The sequence below is a fragment of the Oerskovia sp. NPDC060338 genome (assembly GCF_042726295.1).
Classification (GTDB): domain Bacteria; phylum Actinomycetota; class Actinomycetes; order Actinomycetales; family Cellulomonadaceae; genus Oerskovia; species Oerskovia merdavium.
Map to the genome: position 1 here is coordinate 283,785 of NZ_JBHXCQ010000001.1, position 20,006 is coordinate 303,790.

Annotated in this window: 17 protein-coding genes and 1 pseudogene; 9 read left to right on the forward strand and 9 right to left on the reverse strand. The window is 74.3% G+C overall.

The genetic code is table 11. The features are described 5' to 3' along the window. Window positions 1-106: 106 nt before the first annotated feature. On the reverse strand, window positions 107-1,570 hold the full coding sequence (locus tag ACFWGN_RS01295) for a glutamyl-tRNA reductase (protein WP_377615329.1): 1,464 nt from the start codon (window positions 1,568-1,570) through the stop codon (window positions 107-109). 49 nt (window positions 1,571-1,619) lie between these two features. Between ACFWGN_RS01295 and hemE the strand changes: the two genes are divergently transcribed. From hemE to hemL, 6 genes and pseudogenes are all read left to right on the forward strand, one after another. After that, window positions 1,620-2,729 carry a uroporphyrinogen decarboxylase gene (gene hemE, locus ACFWGN_RS01300; RefSeq protein WP_377615330.1) on the forward strand — a complete coding sequence of 370 codons (1,110 nt, stop codon included), beginning with the start codon at window positions 1,620-1,622 and terminating at the stop codon, window positions 2,727-2,729. A gap of 54 nt (window positions 2,730-2,783) precedes the next feature. After that, entirely contained in the window at window positions 2,784-4,280 is a 1,497-nt protein-coding gene (locus ACFWGN_RS01305; RefSeq protein WP_377615331.1) for a protoporphyrinogen/coproporphyrinogen oxidase, read from the forward strand. Window positions 4,281-4,466: 186 nt separating this feature from the next. Next, on the forward strand, window positions 4,467-5,639 hold the full coding sequence (gene hemC / locus ACFWGN_RS01310) for a hydroxymethylbilane synthase (protein ID WP_377615332.1): 1,173 nt from the start codon (window positions 4,467-4,469) through the stop codon (window positions 5,637-5,639). Next, window positions 5,639-6,628 (forward strand): annotated as a pseudogene (locus ACFWGN_RS01315) (uroporphyrinogen-III synthase); the annotation flags it as partial. The gene hemC and the pseudogene ACFWGN_RS01315, both read left to right, overlap by 1 nt. 159 nt (window positions 6,629-6,787) lie before the next feature. Continuing rightward, the gene (hemB, locus tag ACFWGN_RS01320; RefSeq protein ID WP_377615452.1) at window positions 6,788-7,750 is read left to right on the forward strand and encodes a porphobilinogen synthase; all 963 of its coding nucleotides are present in this window, start codon (window positions 6,788-6,790) and stop codon (window positions 7,748-7,750) included. 5 nt (window positions 7,751-7,755) lie between these two features. Continuing rightward, complete coding sequence (gene hemL / locus ACFWGN_RS01325) at window positions 7,756-9,126, forward strand: glutamate-1-semialdehyde 2,1-aminomutase (RefSeq protein WP_377615333.1); 1,371 nt, start codon at window positions 7,756-7,758, stop codon at window positions 9,124-9,126. 173 nt (window positions 9,127-9,299) lie between these two features. Here the strand turns inward: hemL and ACFWGN_RS01330 are convergent, their stop codons facing one another. Next, window positions 9,300-9,887 (reverse strand): HdeD family acid-resistance protein, encoded by a 588-nt coding sequence (locus tag ACFWGN_RS01330; RefSeq protein ID WP_377615334.1) that lies wholly within the window; start codon window positions 9,885-9,887, stop codon window positions 9,300-9,302. 270 nt (window positions 9,888-10,157) lie between these two features. Here ACFWGN_RS01330 and ACFWGN_RS01335 point away from each other — a divergent pair, with 270 nt between their 5' ends. From ACFWGN_RS01335 to ACFWGN_RS01345, 3 genes are all read left to right on the forward strand, one after another. Then, window positions 10,158-10,499 (forward strand): metal-sensitive transcriptional regulator, encoded by a 342-nt coding sequence (locus ACFWGN_RS01335; protein WP_191805198.1) that lies wholly within the window; start codon window positions 10,158-10,160, stop codon window positions 10,497-10,499. A 26-nt stretch (window positions 10,500-10,525) separates the two neighbouring features. Further along, entirely contained in the window at window positions 10,526-10,894 is a 369-nt protein-coding gene (locus ACFWGN_RS01340; RefSeq protein WP_191805200.1) for a heavy-metal-associated domain-containing protein, read from the forward strand. A gap of 259 nt (window positions 10,895-11,153) precedes the next feature. Next, complete coding sequence (locus ACFWGN_RS01345) at window positions 11,154-13,937, forward strand: heavy metal translocating P-type ATPase (protein ID WP_377615335.1); 2,784 nt, start codon at window positions 11,154-11,156, stop codon at window positions 13,935-13,937. Window positions 13,938-14,168: 231 nt separating this feature from the next. Here the strand turns inward: ACFWGN_RS01345 and ACFWGN_RS01350 are convergent, their stop codons facing one another. The 7 genes from ACFWGN_RS01350 to ACFWGN_RS01380 form a co-directional block, all read right to left on the reverse strand. After that, window positions 14,169-14,708: a hypothetical protein gene (locus ACFWGN_RS01350; protein WP_377615336.1), complete on the reverse strand. Its 540-nt coding sequence runs from the start codon at window positions 14,706-14,708 to the stop codon at window positions 14,169-14,171. Window positions 14,709-15,236: 528 nt separating this feature from the next. Then, the gene (locus ACFWGN_RS01355; protein ID WP_377615337.1) at window positions 15,237-15,590 is read right to left on the reverse strand and encodes a hypothetical protein; all 354 of its coding nucleotides are present in this window, start codon (window positions 15,588-15,590) and stop codon (window positions 15,237-15,239) included. Next, the gene (locus tag ACFWGN_RS01360; protein WP_191805206.1) at window positions 15,587-16,537 is read right to left on the reverse strand and encodes an SPFH domain-containing protein; all 951 of its coding nucleotides are present in this window, start codon (window positions 16,535-16,537) and stop codon (window positions 15,587-15,589) included. Before ACFWGN_RS01360 ends, ACFWGN_RS01355 begins: the two co-directional genes overlap by 4 nt. Window positions 16,538-16,752: 215 nt before the next feature. Then, entirely contained in the window at window positions 16,753-17,556 is an 804-nt protein-coding gene (locus ACFWGN_RS01365) for an ABC transporter permease (RefSeq protein WP_191805208.1), read from the reverse strand. After that, window positions 17,553-18,794, reverse strand: coding sequence for an ABC transporter ATP-binding protein (locus ACFWGN_RS01370; protein WP_377615338.1), 1,242 nt, complete (start codon window positions 18,792-18,794; stop codon window positions 17,553-17,555). Before ACFWGN_RS01370 ends, ACFWGN_RS01365 begins: the two co-directional genes overlap by 4 nt. Continuing rightward, window positions 18,791-19,096: a transcriptional regulator gene (locus ACFWGN_RS01375; RefSeq protein WP_191805210.1), complete on the reverse strand. Its 306-nt coding sequence runs from the start codon at window positions 19,094-19,096 to the stop codon at window positions 18,791-18,793. Before ACFWGN_RS01375 ends, ACFWGN_RS01370 begins: the two co-directional genes overlap by 4 nt. After that, the gene (locus ACFWGN_RS01380) at window positions 19,089-19,826 is read right to left on the reverse strand and encodes a hypothetical protein (RefSeq protein WP_377615339.1); all 738 of its coding nucleotides are present in this window, start codon (window positions 19,824-19,826) and stop codon (window positions 19,089-19,091) included. Before ACFWGN_RS01380 ends, ACFWGN_RS01375 begins: the two co-directional genes overlap by 8 nt. Between the last annotated feature and the right edge of the window lie 180 nt (window positions 19,827-20,006).

Here is a 20,006-nt window from a genome sequence, read left to right on the forward strand (position 1 = left end):
ACTTCCCGCGGTCGAGCACGAGGTTGCGGTCGGTCGAGCACGGGGTTGCGGTCGAGAACAGCCCGAGAACGACCGCAACCTCGTGCTCGGCACACCGAGTAGGGGCTCAGCGCCCCGCGCACACCTCGACGTCGGACCCGCTCGTCCCGGCGCCGCGCAGAGCCGCCTCGGCGTCGGCCACCACGGCCGAGGCCTCGGCCTGAGCCACCGCGAGCGCCGACGCCCGAGCCGCCACGATCGCGTCGTGCAGGTCGGCGTGCACACGACGACGGACCGAGCGGGTGAGCGCCTCGGCCTCGGCCTCGTCGACCTCGGTCCCCGCGGCCCGGCGTCCGGCCACGCGCTCGGCGACCTCGGCGGCGATCCGTCGGTCGGCGTCGTCGAGCAGCTCGACGACGGCCGTGTCGGCCGCCCGCCCCAGGCGCGTCTCCTCGAAGTCCTGCGTCGCACGGTCCACGATCCGCCGCGCCTGCCCGACGACGAGCGACCCCAGCGCGGGTGAGTGCGCCTTGAGGGAGGCCAGGTCGTAGAGCAGGACGCCGTCGAGGTCCGCGACGCGCGGGTCGACGTCACGGTGCAGCGCCAGGTCGAGGACCACCATGGGCCGGTGCGGGGCCTCGTCGCCCGCGGCCTCCGCGGCGCGCGACCGGGCGCGGACGACCGCCGCGGCGTCGAGCACGTGGCCTAGCGCGTCACCGCCCAGGAGCGCGTCAGGGTCGCCAGGGAGCTCGGCCCCCTCGGCGGGCACCTGGTCGCCTCCGGCACCCGGCTCGGTCACGGTCGGAGCGCCACCGGCCAGCACCCGCCCCCGTGCCCCGCTGCACGAGACCACGAGGTCCGCGTCCTCGAGAGCCGTCACGAGGTCCGTCACGGCGACCGCGCCGCGGTCGGCCGCGAACTGCTCGGCACGCCCCGACCCCGAGTACACGCGCACGTCCTCGCAGCCCCGCGCTCGCAGCGCTGCGAGCGACGCCCCGGCGTACGAGCCCGTGCCGATGAGCACGGTCCGGACCTGGCGCCACGGCGGGAGCTCGGCGCTCGCGAGGTCGAGCCCCAGCGACACGACCGACCGGCCGTTGCCCCCGAGCGTCGTCTCGTTGCTGATCTTCTTGGACGTCCGGGACGCGGTCTGGAACAGGAGCTCGAGCGTGGACGACGTCGCGCCGCCCTCGCGTGCTTCCTCGAGCGCGCGCTTGACCTGCCCGGCGATCTCGCGCTCGCCCACGACCATGGAGTCCAGGCCCGCGGCGACCTCGAAGAGGTGAGCGGCGACGTCGGGCCCGGTACGGGTCGAGAACGCACCCACGGCGACGTCCTCGGAGACTCCCGACGCCGCGGCGACGAGCCGCGCGACCTCGTGCGACGCGTGCTGCACGCCCCGCCCGTCCACGGGCGAGTCGACGTCCAGGTACACCTCGAACCGGTTGCACGTCGCGACGACGACGGCACCGGTGATCGCTTCGCAGGTCTCGACGGCTGCCCGTCCGACCGACGCGGCTCCGGTGGAGAGGAGCTCGAGGGTGGACATGTCCAGCTCGTGGTGACTTGCAGTCATCGACAGGAGAACCACAGTGCTCCGATTGAATCATTCCTCTGCGCGCACGGCAGAATCGGTTCTTGTGACGTTCACCGCGCTTTCAGACAACCACCCTCTCGTCGACGGCCGGACGACGAATTCTCCCCTCGTGCGCGCTTTGCGCGGCGACCGCCCGGAAACCACACCCGTGTGGTTCATGCGGCAGGCCGGCCGGTCCCTGCCCGAGTACCGCGAGCTGCGCCAGGGCGTCGGGATGCTCGACTCATGCCTGCGCCCGGACCTGGCGAGCGAGATCACGCTCCAGCCGGTCCGCCGCCACGGCGTGGACGCGGGCATCTTCTTCTCGGACATCGTCATCCCGCTCAAGCTCGCGGGGGTCGACGTGGACATCGTGCCGGGCGTCGGCCCGGTCATGGGGCAGGCCTACCGGACGCCCGACGACGTCGCTCGCCTCGTCGAGCACGAGCTCACCCCGGAGTCGCTCGCGCCCGTGACGGAGGCCGTCGCGCTCACGGTCGCGGCACTCGGGTCGACGCCCCTCATCGGGTTCGCGGGCGCGCCGTTCACGCTCGCGGCGTACCTGGTCGAGGGGCGCCCGTCGCGCGACCACCTCGCGGCGCGCACGCTCATGCACGCGGACCCCGAGTCGTGGGCCCGCCTGACGGCGTGGACCGCACAGATCACGGGGGCGTTCCTGCGCGCTCAGGTCCTGGCCGGGGCCAGCGCGGCCCAGCTGTTCGACTCGTGGGCCGGCAGCCTGTCGCTCGAGGACTACCTCGCGGGTGCCAAGCCGGGCAGCACGGTCGCGCTGTCGCAGGTCAGCGACCTGGGGGTGCCCGCGATCCACTTCGGGACGGGCACCGGGCACCTGCTCGGGGCCATGCGTGACGCGCTCACCGAGGCCGGGGTGACGCACCCGACCGTGGGCGTGGACTACCGCACCCCGCTCGACGAGGCCGCGGCGACGCTCGGGGGGTACGTGCCGGTCCAGGGCAACATCGACCCGGCCCTGCTGGCCGCGCCGTGGCCCGTGCTCGAGGCGCACGTCCTCGACGTCCTGCGCCGTGGGAGCGCTGCGCCGGGCCACGTGGTGAACCTCGGGCACGGCGTGCCGCCCGAGACCGACCCGACGGTCCTGACCCGGGTCGTCGAGCTCGTCCATTCCGTCCGGAACGTGTCGGACCAGGCGTGACCCCGGGGCGACGCCTGGTCTGACACACCCTCGCGGCGGGGGCACACTGGACGTGTGCACCCCGCTGCTGATGGATCGACCGGCAACTCCCCCACCACGTTCGACGCTGTCGTCGTGGGCGCCGGCGTGGCCGGCCTGACCGCCGCGCGCACGCTGCGCCGCCGAGGCCTGCGGGTCCTCGTCCTGGAGGCGGCCGACCGCCCGGGCGGGCCGGTGCACGGCGACAAGCTGGGCTCGACGGGACTGTCGGTCGACGTGGGCGCCGAGTCCTTCGCGGCGCGCGGGTCGGCCGTGGGCGACCTGGTGTCCGCTCTGGGCCTGACGGTCGTCGAGCCTGCCCCGATCAGCGCGTGGGGCTACGCCGCGAGCCGCGCGTTCCCGCTGCCGAAGGCGGGGATCATGGGCATCCCGGCCCACCCGTTCGCGGCCGACGTGCGCCGCGCGGTCGGCTGGCCGGGCGCGCTGCGCGCGGGCATGGACCGCATCAAGCCGCGGCGCTGGGTCGACGAGGAGAACCTCGAGACGTTCACCCGTTCGCGCGTGGGCCGCCGCGTCGCGGAGCGCCTCGTCGCCCCGGTCGCCGCGGGCGTCCACTCGGCACCGCTCGAACGGCTCGACGTCGACGCCGTGGCCCCGGGCCTGCGCGAGGCCTACGCCCGCGAGGGCTCGCTGACCCGTGCGGTCGCGGCCCTGCGCGCCCAGGCGCCGGCGGGCTCGGCGGTCCGCGGCATCGAGGGCGGCATGCACCGCCTCGTCGAGGAGCTCACGCTCGCGGTCACGGACGACGCGCCCGACGCCGCTGCTCCCGCCGGGAGCGCGGGCCCGGCCGGGGTGCTGCTCGCGCGCCACGAGGTGGTCGGGCTGGACCGCGACGGCGACCAGGGGTGGAGCGTCCAGGCCGAGGGCCCCGGCGGCCCCACGACCTTCCGGGCCCCGCGGCTCCTGGTCACGACCCCCGCGGTCGTGGACCTGGTGTCCCCGCTCGCGGGCCGCACGGCCGACCCGGTGCCGGACCCCGAGCCCGGTGCCGACATCCGTCTCGTGACGCTCCTGGTCGAGGCCCCCGAGCTCGACGCCGCCCCGCGGGGCAGCGGCCTGCTGGTCGCGCCGAAGCCCCGCACGTGGTCGACGCGCGACGAGAACCACCGGGCAGGCGCGCACGACCCGGTCCAGGCCAAGGCCCTGACCCACTCGACCGCGAAGTGGCCGTGGCTGGCCGCCCGGGTGGCGGGCGCCGTCGGGCCGGGGAACCACGTGGTGCGCCTGAGCTACGGGCGCATCGGCGAGACCGTCGAGCCGACCGTGGACCAGGTCGTGCGCGACGCCTCGGTGCTGCTCGGGGTCGACCTCGACGGCAAGGTGCGCGAGCACCTGTCGACGCGCTGGAACGGGTCGCTCCCCCCGCCCACGCCCGTGTACCGGCGCGAGGTCGCGGCGTTCGTCGAGCGGGTCTCGCACGTCGACGGGCTCGGGGTCACGGGTGGCTGGATCGCGGGCACGGGGCTCGCGGCGATCGTCGGGCACGCGCAGGACTGCGCCGAGCAGCTCTGATCTCCGAGAAATGCGGACGGCACGCGATGTCGTCCGCATTTTCTCGGCCGAACGTCCTGACAATTCGTCTTCTTGTTCTGACCTCCTGTCAGGTCGATGTCACTCGCGTCGCCTTTCCGCAGAATGTCGCGCCAAACACCTTCGCACGCATTTCGACAATGCCGCCGCGCAGAGGAGACTAGGAGCGTGAGCATTCGTGTCGGAACCCGTGGCAGCGCCCTCGCGACGACCCAGACGGGACTCGTCGCCAGGCGCATCGAGCAGCTGACCGGGCACCCGGTCGAGATCGTGCGCATCCGCACCGAGGGCGACGTCCGCTCGGGATCGCTCGCCTCCATGGGCGGCACCGGGGTGTTCGTGACCGCGCTGCGCGAGGCGCTGCTCGACGGCCGCTGCGACGTCGCCGTCCACTCCCTCAAGGACCTGCCCACCGGTGCGGCCGAGGGACTGACCCTCGTGACCCCCGAGCGTGAGAACCCGCGCGACGTCCTGTGCGCGCGCAACGGCTGGACGCTCGAGACCCTGCCGCGCGGCGCCAGGGTCGGCACCGGGTCGCCGCGACGGGCGGCCCAGCTCCTCGCGGTCCGCCCCGACCTCGACGTGCTCGACATCCGCGGCAACGTCGACACGCGCCTCGCGCGCGCCCTCGGCCCCGACGCGGACCTCGACGCGGTCGTCCTCGCGTACGCAGGGCTCTCGCGCCTGGGGCGCCTCGACGCGGTCTCCGAGGTCATCGACGTGCGCGTCATGGCCCCGGCCCCCGGGCAGGGCGCGCTGGGCGTCGAGGTCCGCACCGCCGACCTCTCGCCCCTGTCCTCGTTCGACCTCCTGCCCGACGGCGGCACACGCCAGCCCCTCGACCTCGCCGAGGTCGTCGCGGGCCTCGACCACCTCCCGACCCGCCTCGCGGTCCTCGCCGAGCGTGCGCTGCTCGCCCGGCTCGAGGCCGGGTGCGCGGCCCCCGTCGGCGCTCACGCGGTGGTCGAGGACGACCAGCTCCGCCTCTCCGCGGTCGTGGCCCGGCTCGACGGCGGGCAGGTCCTCACGCACTCGGCCCGGGTCGCGCTGCCCGCGGTCGTCGGCGGCCACTCGGCCGGCGGGGCCGGTGCTCCCCGGACGGCCGGTGCCGACGACGCGTCGGACGCGCTCGCCCGCGCCCTGGGCGTCGAGGTCGCGGACGCCCTGCTGGCCGGAGGGGCCGCCGAGCTCGCGCCCCTGCGTGCGACCGGTCCCGGCGGTGGCTCGCTCCCCGTTGCCGAGGCGTCGGCGCTCTGGGCCCCCGGCACCGCACCCACCGACGCTGCCGACGAGCTCACGGTCGGCGGCACCGACGCCCCCGTGAACCCGGAGCAGCACTGATGCCAGGCAGGCTGCGCGACCCCCAGCGCGGGCGCGAGCTGCCGCCGGTGCAGTCGTCGCCGCAGCGCACCGACGCCGCGGACACCCCCACCGAGACTCCCGCCCGTCCGGCCACCGCGAGCGACGACGTCGGGCAGGAGGACGCGCCCGCTGCGGACGCCCCGACCGCCTCCGGACCGGCCGGCGCCGCCGGACCGCTGGCCGGGACCACCGTCCTGGTGCCGCGCTCGCCCGAGCGGGCCGAGCCCCTCGCCGCACGGCTGCGCACGCAGGGCGCGACCGTGCTCGTGAGCCCCGCGATCGAACGCGCACCCATCGAGGACACCGCGGCCATGGACGCCGCCGTCGCGGACCTCGCGCGCGGGGCCTTCGCCTGGGTCGTGGTGACGAGCGTCAACGCGATCGACGAGCTGACCGCGAGCGCCACGCGCCGCGGACGGTCCCTCGCCGAGGTGTCGGGTCGCGAGGGGGCCGCAGGCTCCGTGGGACCTGGCACGCGGTGGGCCGCGGTCGGGCCGGCGACGCGACGCGCGCTCGAGGCCGCGGGGGTCCGCGTGGACCTCGAGGCGGCCGTGAACTCGGCGCGCGGCCTGCTCGCGGCGTTCGACCACCTGTCGGAGGCGCACCGGGCGGACGCCCGGTCCGCCGCGGACGGCGCGCCCGCCGGCACGAGCGGCCGCGTGCTCGTGCCGCAGGGCGACCTCGCGAAGCCCACCATGGCCGAGGGCCTGCGCGAGCGCGCCTGGGACGTCCACGTCGTGACGGCGTACCGGACGGTGTCGCACGCGCTCTCCCCGGAGGTCGTCGAGGCGTGGCGGGCGGGTGCGGTCGACGTGGTCGTGCTGACGTCGGGCAGCGTGGCGCGCGAGGTCGCGGCCCAGCTCGGCGCCGACCCGCGCGTCGCGGGCGTCGCGATCGGGGAGCCGACGGCGGAGGCCGCGCACGCGGTCGGGCTGCGGGTCGACGCCGTGGCAGACAGGGCGACCGACGAGGCGCTGGCCGCAGCGGTGCTCCGCGTCGCTGCCGACCCGTCCGCACGGCCCCGCGACACTCCCCCCCGCTCCCCTGCTCGACTCCGACTCCCTCTCCCCCACAGAAGGCAGGAACCTCCCGTGATCCGTCCCCGCCGCCTGCGCTCGACCCCGCAGATGCGCCGGCTCGTCGCCGAGACGCGGCTGCACGCCGCCGACCTCGTGCTCCCCCTGTTCATCAAGGAGGGCCTGACCGAGCCCAAGCCCCTCGGCTCCATGCCGGGCATCGTGCAGCACACCGAGGCGAGCCTCGCCGAGGCCGTCGCGCAGGCCGCCGCGGCCGGGGTCGGCGGCGTCATGCTGTTCGGCATCCCCGAGCACCGCGACGCGACCGGCTCGCAGGCCGACGCCCCCGACGGGATCCTCAACCGGGCGATCCGCATCGCGCGCGACGCGGCCCGGGACGCCACCGCGGGCACAGGCCGGCCGGGCCCCGTCGTCATGGCCGACCTGTGCCTCGACGAGTTCACCGACCACGGCCACTGCGGGGTCCTGACGGCCGGCCCGGACGGCGAGCTGGTCGTCGACAACGACGAGACCCTGGTCCGCTACGCCTCGATGGCCCTGACCCAGGCCGAGGCGGGCGCGGAGGTCGTGGCGCCGTCGGGCATGATGGACGGCCAGGTCGCCGTGATCCGCGAGGCCCTCGACGACGCCGGGCACACGGACGTGAGCATCCTGGCGTACAGCGCCAAGTACGCGAGCGCGTTCTACGGGCCGTTCCGCGAGGCCGTCGACTCGACGCTCCAGGGCGACCGCCGCACCTACCAGATGGACTCCGCGAACTTCCGCGAGGGCCTGCGCGAGGCCGACCTCGACCTCGCCGAGGGCGCCGACATGGTCATGGTCAAGCCCGCAGGCTCGTACCTCGACGTGCTCGCGGCCGTGGCCGAGCGCAGCGACGTCCCCGTCGCCGCCTACCAGGTCTCGGGCGAGTACGCGATGATCGAGGCGGCGGCCGCGAACGGCTGGATCGACCGGCGCGGCGCCGTCCTGGAGTCCGTGCTCGGCATCAAGCGCGCGGGCGCCGACATCATCCTGACCTACTGGGCCCTCGAGATCGCAGAATGGATTCGGTGACACCGATGACGATCCACCCGGCCGGCTCCCCGGCGCACGCGACCACCCTCCACGACAACCACGCGGCGTTCGTGCGCGCCCAGGGCGCGATCCCCGGCGGCGTGAACTCGCCCGTGCGGGCCTACGGCTCGGTCGGCGGCGACCCGCGCTTCATCGCGAGCGCGCGCGGCGCGTACGTCACGGACGTCACGGGCCGCGAGTACGTCGACCTCGTGTGCTCGTGGGGCCCCGCGCTCCTGGGCCACGCGCACCCCGCGGTCGTCGCGGCCGTGCAGGACGCCGCGGCACGCGGGCTGTCGTTCGGCGCCCCGACGCTGGGCGAGGTCGACCTCGCGGAGGAGGTCCGTCGTCGGGTCCCCGCCGCCGAGCGCGTGCGCCTGGTCTCGACGGGCACCGAGGCGACCATGACCGCGGTGCGCCTCGCGCGCGGCTTCACGGGCCGCAACCTGGTCGTCAAGTTCGCGGGCTGCTACCACGGGCACGTCGACTCGCTGCTCGCCGAGGCGGGCTCGGGCGTCGCGACGCTCGCGCTGCCCGGCTCGGCCGGCGTGACCGAGGCCAGCGCGGCCGAGACCCTCGTGCTGCCCTACAACGACCTCGAGGCCGTCGAGCGCGCGTTCACCGAGCGCGGCTCGGAGATCGCCGCGGTCATCACGGAGGCCGCTCCGGCGAACATGGGGATCGTGCCTCCCGCGCCCGGCTTCAACGAGGGACTGCGCCGCATCACGTCCGCGCACGGCGCGCTGCTGATCCTCGACGAGGTCCTCACGGGCTTCCGGGTGGGCCCGAGCGGCTGGTGGGGCCTGGAATCGGGTGCGGCCTCGGGCGCCGTCCCCGAGTACACGCCCGACCTCTTCACGTTCGGCAAGGTCGTCGGCGGCGGCATGCCCGTCGCCGCGCTGGGCGGACCGGCGTCGATCATGGACCAGCTCGCGCCGCTCGGCCCGGTCTACCAGGCGGGCACGCTCTCGGGGAACCCGGTCGCGGTCGCGGCGGGCCTCGCGACGCTGCGCCTGGCCGACGACGCCGTCTACGCGCGCGTCGACCACGTCGCCCAGGTCGTGGGTGACGCCGCGAGCGCGGCGCTGGCCGCCGAGGGCGTCGCGCACCGCCTGCAGCGCTCGGGCAACCTGTTCTCGATCATGTTCGGCGACTTCGCGGCCTCGGCCGGGGTCCGCAACTACGCCCAGGCGCAGGCGCAGGAGGCGTTCCGCTACAAGGCGTTCTTCCACGCGATGCTCGACGCCGGGGTCAACCTGCCGCCGTCGGTCTTCGAGGCGTGGTTCGTGTCGTCGGCGCACGACGACGCCGCGGTCGAGCGCATCCTCGCAGCGCTCCCGGACGGAGCGAAGGCCGCGGCGCGAGCCACGGCCTGAGCCCTGCACGCCCTGCCCGGGCGCGGGGTGAGGTGTCCTGGCGGGTGAGCGGCGCCGTCGGGCACCTTCCTCCGTGCCCGACGGCGCCGCTCACCTCGTTCCCTGCCACGCCGTGGTGCACGGCGCGGCAGGCGGACCCGTCGGTCGAGCGGCGCCCGACCGACGGGGGCCGGTCAGTAGCTGATCTGGCCGGCCTTCTTCCCGAGGCTGCGGATCTGGAAGCCGAACGCGATGAGCGAGATGCCCCACACGAGGGCCACGATCGCGAGGATCCAGACGATCGACACGACGCCCGCGCCGACGTTGAAGAGCACGAGCAGACCGAACACGAGCGACAGCAGGCCCGCGAAGACTCCCCAGCCCCAGCCGCTGCCGGGGACCTTGCGCAGCTCGATGCTCGCGATCGCCTGGAAGATCCCGAGGACCACGGCCCACAGACCGACGATCCACACCAGGACCTCGGCGGTCTTGCCGGGCCACACGAGCAGCACGACGCCGACCGCGACGCTCACGAGACCCACCGTGACGAGCGCGGCGGTGCCGCCGGTCCCCCGGCGCCGGATGCCCTCGACGATCTCGAACAGCCCGTCGACGAGCGTGAAGATGGCGACGATCCAGATGAAGACGACGGCCGTGATCTCCGGCCACGCGAGCGCGACGATGCCGAAGAGGATCGCGATCACGCCGCGGATCACGGGCCAGTACCAGACCTGCTTGGCGGCGGAGGAGAAGGCGGTGAGGATCGGGTCCTGCGTTGTCATGGTGGGCTCCTGACGTCGGGTCGAGTCCCGCCAGGAACGCTGGAGCACCGTCCGTGCGGGCTGTTCGGTTCTCATCGAACACCCGAAACGGCCCCATGTCGTGGCGAACGGCGCATTCGTCGCAGCGAGCGGGCCGGGCGAGCGGGGAGAGAGGCGGGTCCGTGGCCCGGAGGGACCTTCGACCCCTTGACAACCTGATACCCCTCAGGGGTATCTTTGAAGAGCGGTACCCCACAGGGGTATCCGAGCGAGCGATCACGGAGGCCCAGCATGAGCGACACGACCACCCAGCACCCGGTCGAGCCGGGCGCTGCCCCTGCCCACACCGGCCCGCACGGGTACGCCTCCGACAAGGAGGCCTACCTCAAGCGCATGCGCCGCATCGAGGGGCAGGTCCGCGGGATCGCCCGCATGATCGACGAGGACGTCTACTGCATCGACATCCTCACCCAGGTCTCCGCAGTGACCAAGGCCCTCCAGGCGGTGTCCATCGGACTCGTCGAGGACCACCTCGGTCACTGCGTCGTCGACGCCGCCCGGTCCTCCGAGGCCGAGGGCGCCGCCAAGGTCCGCGAGGCGTCCGAGGCCATCGCACGCCTCGTCCGCAGCTGACAACCCACCCCTCCCAAGGAGCACCCATGAGCACCGTCACCACCCTCGGCGTCACCGGCATGACCTGTGGCAACTGCGTCTCGCACGTCACCAAGGACGTCGGCGCGGTCGCCGGCGTCGAGAACATCAGCGTCGACCTGAACGTCGGCGGGGCCTCCGAGGTCACCGTGTTCTCCGACGAGCCGCTCGACGAGGCCGCGCTGCGCGAGGCCGTGGACGAGGCCGGCTACGAGGTCGCCAGCTACGAGGTCCAGCTGAACGCCCAGGCCGCGCAGTCGGCCGAGCAGGCGGCGGACCGCAAGGCGCACAACTGCGGCTGCGGCTGCGGCACGGACTCCGCGGCGGACGCCACCCCGGCCGAGAAGACGTACGACCTCCAGGTCCCGAAGGCCTGACGCCTCGCCCGACGACCCGTCCGACGACGGAGCACCGGCCGGACTCCCGGCCCACGCTCCGTCGTCGGGCACCGCTCCACCCGCGGGCCGCTTGCCGACACCTCGGCCGCGCCCCTCACGCCGCTGACCCAGGCCGCCCGCGCCGCGCACCCCCACCCCGGCGTGCGCCCACCGCCCCCGCCCGCGCACAGCGGACCGCGGCGGAGACCCCACCCGGCGCAACCCGCCGGACGCACCACCGGACTCTCGAGGAGCACCCATGACCACCCCCACCGGCCTGACCGCCGGCCCCACGTTCGTCGAGGTCGACCTCGCGATCGAGGGCATGACGTGCGCGTCGTGCGTCGCACGCGTCGAGAAGCGGCTCAACCGCGTCGACGGCGTCGAGGCCACCGTGAACCTGCCGCTCGAGAGCGCGCACGTCGTGCTGCCCGACGGCGTGACCGACGCCGAGCTCGTCGCGGCCGTCGAGAAGGCCGGCTACCAGGCGCGGGTCACGGGCCGCCGGGCGGCCGCACCCGCGGTCGCCGCCAAGGCGGCGGCCGCGTCGCCCGTCGCGGCGCCGGTCACGGCGACGGTCACGGCGCCCGCCGCGGTGAGCGGCGCGACGTCGACGGCCGTCGGCACCTCGGGGACCGCTCCCGCCGGCGGGACCCCGACGACGACCACGGCCGCGCCCCGGCCGGCGACCCCGGCCCCCACGACGCCCCCGTCGACCGACACCTCGGCCCCCACGCGCGACCGTGGCGCCGACCTCGGCCGCCGCCTCAAGGTCGCCGCGGTCCTCACGCTGCCCGTCGTGCTGCTCTCGATGATCCCGGCGCTCCAGTTCCCGGGGTGGCAGTGGGTCGTCACGGCGCTGGCCCTGCCGGTCGTGACGTGGGGCGCGTGGCCCTTCCACACCGCGGCCTTCCGCGCGGCCCGCCACGGCGCGTCGACCATGGACACGCTCGTGTCGATCGGCGTGATCGCCGCGACCCTGTGGTCGCTGTGGGCGCTCCTGCTCGGCGGTGCGGGCGAGATCGGCATGCGCATGTCGGTCTCGCTGCTGCCCTCGCGCGAGCATGCAGCGATGCCCGAGCTCTACTTCGAGGTCGCCGCCGTCGTCACGACGTTCCTCCTCGCGGGCCGCTGGTCCGAGCACCGCTCGCGCCGCAAGGCCGGCGACGCGCTGCGCTCGCTCCTCGCGATGGGCGCCAAGGACGCCGAGCGCGTCACGACCGGCCCCGACGGCCAGCGTGTGACGGAGCGCGTGCCCGTCTCGACCCTGCGCGAGGGCGACCTGTTCACGGTCCGCCCGGGCGAGAAGGTCGCGACCGACGGCGTCGTGGTCGAGGGCAGCTCCGCCGTCGACACCTCGCTCCTGACGGGCGAGCCCGTGCCCGTCGACGTGACTCCGGGCGACGACGTCACGGGCGCGACCGTCAACACCTCGGGCCACCTGCTCGTCCGCGCGACGCGCGTGGGCGAGGAGACGACGCTCGCCCAGATCGGGCGCCTCGTGAGCCAGGCGCAGACGGGCAAGGCTCCCGTGCAGCGCCTCGCGGACCGCATCTCGGCCGTGTTCGTGCCGATCGTGCTGGTCCTGGCCGTGCTCACGCTCGGCGGGTGGCTGCTCGCGGGGGCGAGCACGCAGTTCGCTTTCACGGCGGCCGTGGCCGTGCTGATCATCGCGTGCCCGTGCGCGCTGGGGCTCGCGACGCCGACCGCCCTGCTCGTCGGGACGGGCCGGGGCGCGCAGCTCGGCATCCTCATCAAGGGACCCGAGGTCCTCGAGTCCACCCGCCGCGTCGACACGATCGTGCTCGACAAGACCGGCACCGTGACGCAGGGCCGCATGGCGCTCGAGCGCGTGGTCACGCGCGAGGGAGAGCTCGACCTGGGGTCGGAGGCGGCGCGGGCTGCTGCCGGCTCGCCGAGCGAGGGGCCCGACGGCGCCGCTCACCACGCCCTGCGCCTCGCCGGCGCGGTGGAAGGGCTGAGCGAGCACCCGATCGCGCAGGCCGTCGCGGCCGCTGCGGCGCAGGTCGCGGAGGTCGGGTCAGCTACTGCTCGTGAGGTGCCGGCCGGCGCTGGCGGTACCGGTGCTGGCGGTACCGGTGCGGACCAGGGCGGAACAGCGGCTCTCGCGACTTCCCCCGACCGGTCGTCGTCCGCGGCCGCCGTCGAGACCGGCGCCGACGGCGTCGTGATCGGCTCTGCGCAGGTCTTCGACTTCGTGAGCTCGCCCGGTGGCGGGGTCAGCGGCCTGGTCCGGACCGCGCACTCGGGCCTGTCCCCCGCCGGGGCGCTCAACGCGCATCGGGTCCTGGTCGGCCGCCCGTCGTGGCTCGCCGAGCAGGGCATCGCGTTCGAGGCGGCGGAGCCGGCGAGCCCCGGGGACGACGCTCGCCCCGACGCCGCAGGGACCGACCTGCGCCGGGCGTTCGACGAGGCCGAGTCCACGGGCGCGACCGCCGTCGTCGTCGCCTGGAACGGCACGGCCCAGGGCGTCCTCGTCCTGCGCGACCCCGTCAAGGAGACCTCGGCCCAGGCCGTGGCCGAGCTCCGCGAGCTGGGCCTGCGGCCGATCCTCCTCACGGGCGACAACGCCGGCGCGGCCCGGGTCGCCGCGCGGCAGGTCGGCATCGCGGAGGAGGACGTGATCGCGCAGGTCCTGCCGCAGGACAAGGTCGACGTCGTCGCGCGGCTGCGCGCCGAGGGCCGGGTCGTCGCGATGGTCGGGGACGGCGTGAACGACGCCGCAGCCCTCGCCGGGGCGGACCTCGGCCTGGCCATGGGCACGGGCACCGACGTCGCGATCGAGGCGAGCGACATCACGCTCGTCCGGGGCGACCTGCGCTCGACCGCGACGGCGATCCGACTCTCGCGCCGGACCCTGCGCATCATCAAGCAGAACCTGTTCTGGGCGTTCGCCTACAACGTGGCGGCGATCCCGCTCGCGGCGGCCGGCCTGCTCAACCCGATGATCGCGGGCGCGGCGATGGCCATGAGCTCGGTGCTAGTCGTCGGGAACTCGCTGCGGCTGCGCTCGGCGGGCTGAGCGCGGGGCCCTGCGCGGGGGCGGGGTTCTGCTGGGGTGCTCGTGCTGAGGTCTTCGAGGCGTCGGGCGTCGGGCGTCTGCCGGGTGCCGGGTGCCGGGTGCCGGGTTCCGCGCCCCGGTCGGTGCCGAGCACGAGGTTCCGCGCAGTCGAGAACGGGGTTGCGGTCGTTATCCACCGGATAACGACCGCAACCCCGTTCTCGGCACCTGGAGAGGGCTCGGCCGTGCCGGTCAGGACCGCGAGGCCCAGCCCGCCACGATCGTCGCGACCGCTCCCACCATGAAGACCGCGGTGCAGGAGCCTCCGACGATCCGGGCGACGCGCATCGCCGGGGGCGTCGGACCCTCCCCGGGGTCCAGGAGGCCCAGCCGCGCCGGCCCTGCGAACGAGGGGCGGACGGGGACGTGGAACTGGCGGACGTCGTCGTCGGTCAGAGCCGGCGCCGGCTCGTGCGCGAGCGCCGCCGCGGTGCGCCGGTCACGCAGCCGACCGACCTGCAGCACGTAGAACGCCAGGACCCCGTACTGGCTCAGGTAGAACAGCCCGAGCGCCAGCACCGTCACGCCGAGGCAGACCGTCACGGCCGACTGCGCCAACCAGAGGACAGCACCGCCCACGGCCGTGATCGCGGTCCCGAGCAGCAGCCACAGCGGCAGGCTCCCCCAGCTGCGGGAATGGTCGGTCGTGTAGCGCGAGGCCGACCTCGTCGGCCTGCTCGAGTCCGCGAGCTGGTCGGCCAGGCTCGGCTTCTCGTCCTCCCACCACGCCACGGGGTCCACCTCTCGTCGTGGTGGTCCGACGACCACCGCCTGGGAACAGTAACGGCCGGGGCACCGCGGCTCAACGGGGAGGACTGCCCATCGGTCGACACCGGAGCGTGCCTGCTCGGGCGAGCCGAACAGGGCGAGCGGGTGGAGCGTGACGACGCTCGGAGGACCGAGACACGACAGCACTCGGTGGACGGGCGCTCGCCGGACGGAGGAGGTTCGGGCCCCGCCCGGTCGGGGTCGCTCGTCCTGTCGAGCTCGAGGTTCCGCGCAGTCGAGAACGAGGCTCCGGTCGCTAACCGGTGGATAACGACCACAACCTCGTGCTCGGCGCAGAGGGGCGACCTGCTCAGCCCCCGACGTCGAGTCTCACGACTCCGGACCCCGAACGCCCCGACTCACCCGACTCACCCGACTCACCCGCCGAGCATGCGGTTGTCGTTCGATCCCGGCCGATTCTCGACAGCAACCGCATGCTCGTCGGACGACAACCGCATGCTCGGCACCTCGGGGCGTCGCAGCACGAGTCGGTCACTCTGCGGGCGGCCGCCCCGGACGGCGTGGCGGGCGCACGTCGCGCGGCATCCGCCCCTCGGCGTCGAGGGCCCGCCTCAGCACCATGTCGATCTGTGCGTTGACGCTCCGCAGCTCGTCCGACGCCCAGCGCGCGAGCGCGTCGTGGACCGCCGGGTCGAGGCGCAGCAGGACCTGCTTCCGCTCGGCCCGGGGCCTCCGTGGCGCCCCCTCACGCCCGACGTCCGCTCCGCCGTCGGGCACCCCCGCACCCGGCGCACCCTCACGCCCGACGTCCGCTCCGCCGTCGGGCCCCGGCTCTCCCGCCCCCGGCGACCCGCCGGGAGCGGGCGCCGGGACCTCCGGCGTCACGAGTAGAGCGACCCGGCGTTGACGACGGGGGTCGCGCGGCTGTCGCTGCACAGCACGACGAGGAGGTTCGACACCATGGCGGCGCGGCGCTCGTCGTCGAGCGTGACGATCGACTCGGCCTCGAGGCGCTGGAGCGCGTCCTCGACCATCGACACGGCACCCTCGACGATCCTCGACCGGGCCGCGATGATCGCCCCGGCCTGCTGGCGCTGGAGCATGGCCTGCGCGATCTCCGGGGCGTACGCGAGGTTGGAGATGCGGGCCTCGACGACCTCGATGCCCGCGATGACGACACGCGCCGCGACCTCCTGCGCGATCTCGGCCGACACGAGCTCGGTCGCGCCGCGCAGGCTCTCCTCGCCCTCGTCCGCCTGGTCGTACGGGTGGGACATCGCGACGTGGCGCAGCGCGGACTCGGACTGGACGCGCACGAAGTCCTCGTAGTCCTGGACGGCGAACGTGGCCTTCGCGGTGTCGGCGACCTGCCAGACGACGATCGCGGCGATGTTGATGGGGTTGCCGTCGGCGTCGTTGACCTTGAGCTCGCTCGTCTCGAAGTTGCGCACGCGCACCGAGACCCGCTTGTGGGTCGTGAGGGGGACCGTGAAGACGAGGCCCGTGCGGCGGATCGTGCCGAGGTAACGACCGAAGAGCTGGACCACGAGCGTCTGGCCGGGGTTGACGACCCCGAGCCCGGTCAGGAGCAGGATCGCGACCACCGACACCACGACGCCGCCGAGGACCGCGGGCCCCTCCCCCTGGGCGAACAGCACGACAGCGCCGACCGCGAGCAGGGCGAACACGATCAGGGCGACCAGGGCGCCGCCCGCGCCGGTCGACCAGGCGGGGCGCTCGGTCACGTCGACGCGCGTGCCGTCGTGCCCGACGGGTCGGCCGCTCGGCTCGCCGCCCACGGACTCCTGCGGTGGGGCCGTCGTCTCGGTCATGGCTGTTCCTCTCGTCGGGCTACGGCGCCTCGCGCTCCGCATCTATCAAAGTGATATCACATTAATCGCCGCGGACGGAAGCGGGACGGGCGGGCGTGCCCGCCGAGCACGAGGTTCCGCGCTGTCGAGAACGAGGTTGTGGTCGCTTTCCAGCGGAAAGCGACCACAACCTCGTTCTCGGCACCACGTCGGCACCACGTCGGCACCAAGGAGCCCTACTTGAACCGGCGCCCCTCGTCCCGCCGGTACGCCCACACCGCCAGGACCGCGAACACCACGGTCCACCCCAGCAGCACGACCCACGCGAGCGCATAGGCCGGTTCGCCCGTGAGCGCCTGGACCAGCAGGTCGCGGCCGGCACGCGTCGGCGTCGCCATCGAGATCGCGTCGAGCCACGGCGGGAACAGGAACGGCGGCAGGAACAGACCGCCCGCGAACGCGAGCGGGAACAGGATGACCTGCACCACGGGCAGCGCAGCCTTGGCCGAGAGCGAGTACCCGATCGCGATGCCCAGCAGCACGAACGGCACCGACACGAGCAGCACGGTCCCCACGCCCGCGAGCAGCTGCGACCACGTCACGGAGGCCGCGGTCAGGAGCCACCCGATGAGGATGAGCGGCACGAGCCCGAACAGCGAGAAGATCCCGCCGTTGAGGATGCGCGCGATCATGCGCGGCGCGGGGCCCGCGGGCAGCGAGCGCAGGAACGGGTCGAACGGCAGCGCGCGGTCCTCCGCGACGCCCAGCCCGTAGGTGAACAGGCTCGCGGAGCAGATCGCGAACAGCCCGAGCGACGCGACGGCCGTGGTCGCCGCGACGGGGTCGCCCGCGACCTCCTTCTGCGGCACGACGAAGAAGAACATCGCGAGCGCGGGGAACAGGAGGTTCCCGAGGACCGCGATGGGCACGCGCACGGTCTCGAGGAACTGGTACTTGAGGTGGATCCAGGTGAGGGTCGCGGCGCCGGGCGGGCGTCCGCTCACGCCGGGGGTCGTGGTGACTGCGTCGGGGGTGCTCATCGCGCGCTCTCCTCCTCGGAGGTCTGCTGGTCGGCAGCGCCCGACGGCGCCACGTCCGTCGGGGTTCGGGCGCCACCACGGGAGGTGGTCGCGTCGGCACCGTCGGACCCGCTGCCCGTCGGGCGCGACCCGCCCGGCGGCCGGTCGGCCCCGGGGCCGCCACCCGGAGACGCGGCCCCCGCGGGACCGCTCGCGACCATCTGCTCGAACGCCTCCTCGAGGCTCGCGCCCCGGATCTCGAGCCCGTGGAACGGCAGGCCCGAGGTCACGAGCGTGCGGACGAGCTCGTCGGCGTCGGCCGTGTAGAGCTCGTAGCGCCAGCCCGCGGGGTTCCGGGGCCCGGACTCGACCCCGCTCCCGTCGGACTGACCGGCCCCACCGAGCCCCCCGAGCCCACCGAGCCCACCGGCCCCACCGTCAGCGGTCCGCTCCGAACGCACCACGCCCGGCAGGTCGGTCCCCAGGTCCGCGGTGCTGCGCACGACGACGCGACGCAGCCCGACACGACGCAGGATCGCGTCGAGCGTGTCGTCGGCCTTGACCACGCCCTGGTCGATCACGACGACGCGCTGCGCGAGCGCCTGCACCTCCTCGAGGTAGTGGCTCGTGAGCAGCACGGTCCCGCCGGCCGCGTGGTACTCGCGGATCGCGGCCCACAGCGCCTGGCGTGCTCCGACATCGAGGCCCGTGGTGGGCTCGTCGAGCAGCACGACGCGAGGCCGCCCGACGAGCGACAACGCGACCGCGAGCCGCCGCTTCTGCCCGCCGGACATGGCCCCTGTCTGGCGTCCCGCGAGCTCGGACAGCCCGAACTGCTCGAGCAGCTGACCGGTGGGCACGGGGTTCGCGTAGTGCTTGCCGACGAAGTCGACGACCTCGCGCACCTTGAGCGTCGCGGGCAGCCCGGTCTCCTGCGGCGTCAGGCCCAGCCCCTGCCGGGACGAGGCGTCGCGCGGGTTGCCGCCGAACAGGCGCACGACGCCCGAGTCCGGCTTGCGCTGCCCGCTCACGAGCGAGAGCAGAGTCGACTTCCCGGCGCCGTTGGGGCCCAGGAGGCCCACGAGCTCACCGGCCCCGACCTCGAGGGTCACGTCGTCGAGCGCGACGACCTCGCCGAAGCGGCGGGTCACGTGCTGCGCGGAGACGAGGGAGCCGTCGGGCGCGGGGCCTCCACGTGCTGCGGTACGGACGGTGGCCGACGGGGCCTCCCGTCCGGTCGATGGGTGCTCGGTGGTCACGATCCGGCTCCTCTCAGGAGCGTGCTCAGGGACTCGGTGTAGACCTCGAAGGCGCGGCGCCCGCGAGGGGTCAGGCAGATGTAGGTGGTCGGCGTGCGACCTTCGTGGGTCTTGGTGACGGTCACGTACTCGGCGTCCTCGAGCTTGCGCAGGTGCGTCGAGAGGTTGCCCGCGGTCATGTCGAGGAGCTTCTGGAGCTTGGGGAACGCGATCTGGTCGCCGGTACCGAGCGTCGCGAGCGTCGCGACGACGCGCAGCCGCGACTGGGCGTGGATGACCGGGTCGAGCTCGACGTCAGGCACGGGCGCCTCCCGCGATCCGGCGGCGGGTCCGCACGCGCAGGACCTGCTCGACGAGCGTCATGAGCAGGAACCCGCCTCCCCCAGCGGCGGCCATGACGAGGTAGAGGCCCGGGAGGCCCACGATCGTCGCGGCTCCGGCGACGATCAGGATCCACACGCCCAGGACGTACAGACGGCTCTCCTGCCACATGGCCCCGCCCGCGAGGTACATGATCCCGACGACCAGGCACGACAGGGAGTTGCTCGCGAGCGCCATGACCTCGGGGTTCGCGCCCGCCCGGGCAAGGCCGCCGAGGACCATGCTCATGGCCGCGAACGAGATGAACCAGGCCCAGCCGTACAGCGCGCCCGAGCGGGCGCTCGTGCCGCGCAGGCCGCTCGTGCGGGTCATGATGTGCACGATCGTGATCGCCACCGCCGAGACGATGAGGAAGGTGAAGGCGAGGAACGCCCAGGGCTCGGGCTGCCCGACGGCGCCACCCACCCCGGTCGCTCCGGTCGCCGTCGCTGCGGCGTCGGCCGTGCGCAGCGAGCTCGCGTAGAGCGTCGTGTAGCCCAGCAGCCAGGCCAGCCCCCAGACCCCGTAGAGGACGCGGCCGTCGGGCTCGACGTCCTTGGCCCTCTCCTGCTGGGCCGCGATGAGGCGCAGGCTCTCGGCAGGGTCGAGCGGCAGGTCGTCGTCGGGTCCCTGGGCGGGTCCAGCGGTCTGGTCGGGCGTCTGGGCGGGCACGGCGGCTCCTCCTGAGGTTTGTACTGCAAACTACTTTGTAGCCTGCCAGGAGGTGCGGGGTGTGCGCAAGGGGTGGACCGGGATCGATCTCGGACGCCGAGAAGTGAGTAGATGCCCCTGATCCGCGTGGATCAGGGGGCAGTAAAAAAATATAGGGCACGGGGGGCGGTGAAGGCGGTG

Excerpts from the sequence above, each read along its gene's own strand:
- hemB (WP_377615452.1), top strand. The coding sequence starts at position 6,788 with ATGCGCCGGCTCGTCGCCGAGACGCGGCTGCACGCCGCCGACCTCGTG.
- hemL (WP_377615333.1), top strand. The coding sequence starts at position 7,756 with ATGACGATCCACCCGGCCGGCTCCCCGGCGCACGCGACCACCCTCCAC.
- ACFWGN_RS01330 (WP_377615334.1), bottom strand. The coding sequence starts at position 9,887 with ATGACAACGCAGGACCCGATCCTCACCGCCTTCTCCTCCGCCGCCAAG.
- ACFWGN_RS01335 (WP_191805198.1), top strand. The coding sequence starts at position 10,158 with ATGAGCGACACGACCACCCAGCACCCGGTCGAGCCGGGCGCTGCCCCT.
- ACFWGN_RS01340 (WP_191805200.1), top strand. The coding sequence starts at position 10,526 with ATGAGCACCGTCACCACCCTCGGCGTCACCGGCATGACCTGTGGCAAC.
- ACFWGN_RS01345 (WP_377615335.1), top strand. The coding sequence starts at position 11,154 with ATGACCACCCCCACCGGCCTGACCGCCGGCCCCACGTTCGTCGAGGTC.
- ACFWGN_RS01360 (WP_191805206.1), bottom strand. The coding sequence starts at position 16,537 with ATGACCGAGACGACGGCCCCACCGCAGGAGTCCGTGGGCGGCGAGCCG.
- ACFWGN_RS01365 (WP_191805208.1), bottom strand. The coding sequence starts at position 17,556 with ATGAGCACCCCCGACGCAGTCACCACGACCCCCGGCGTGAGCGGACGC.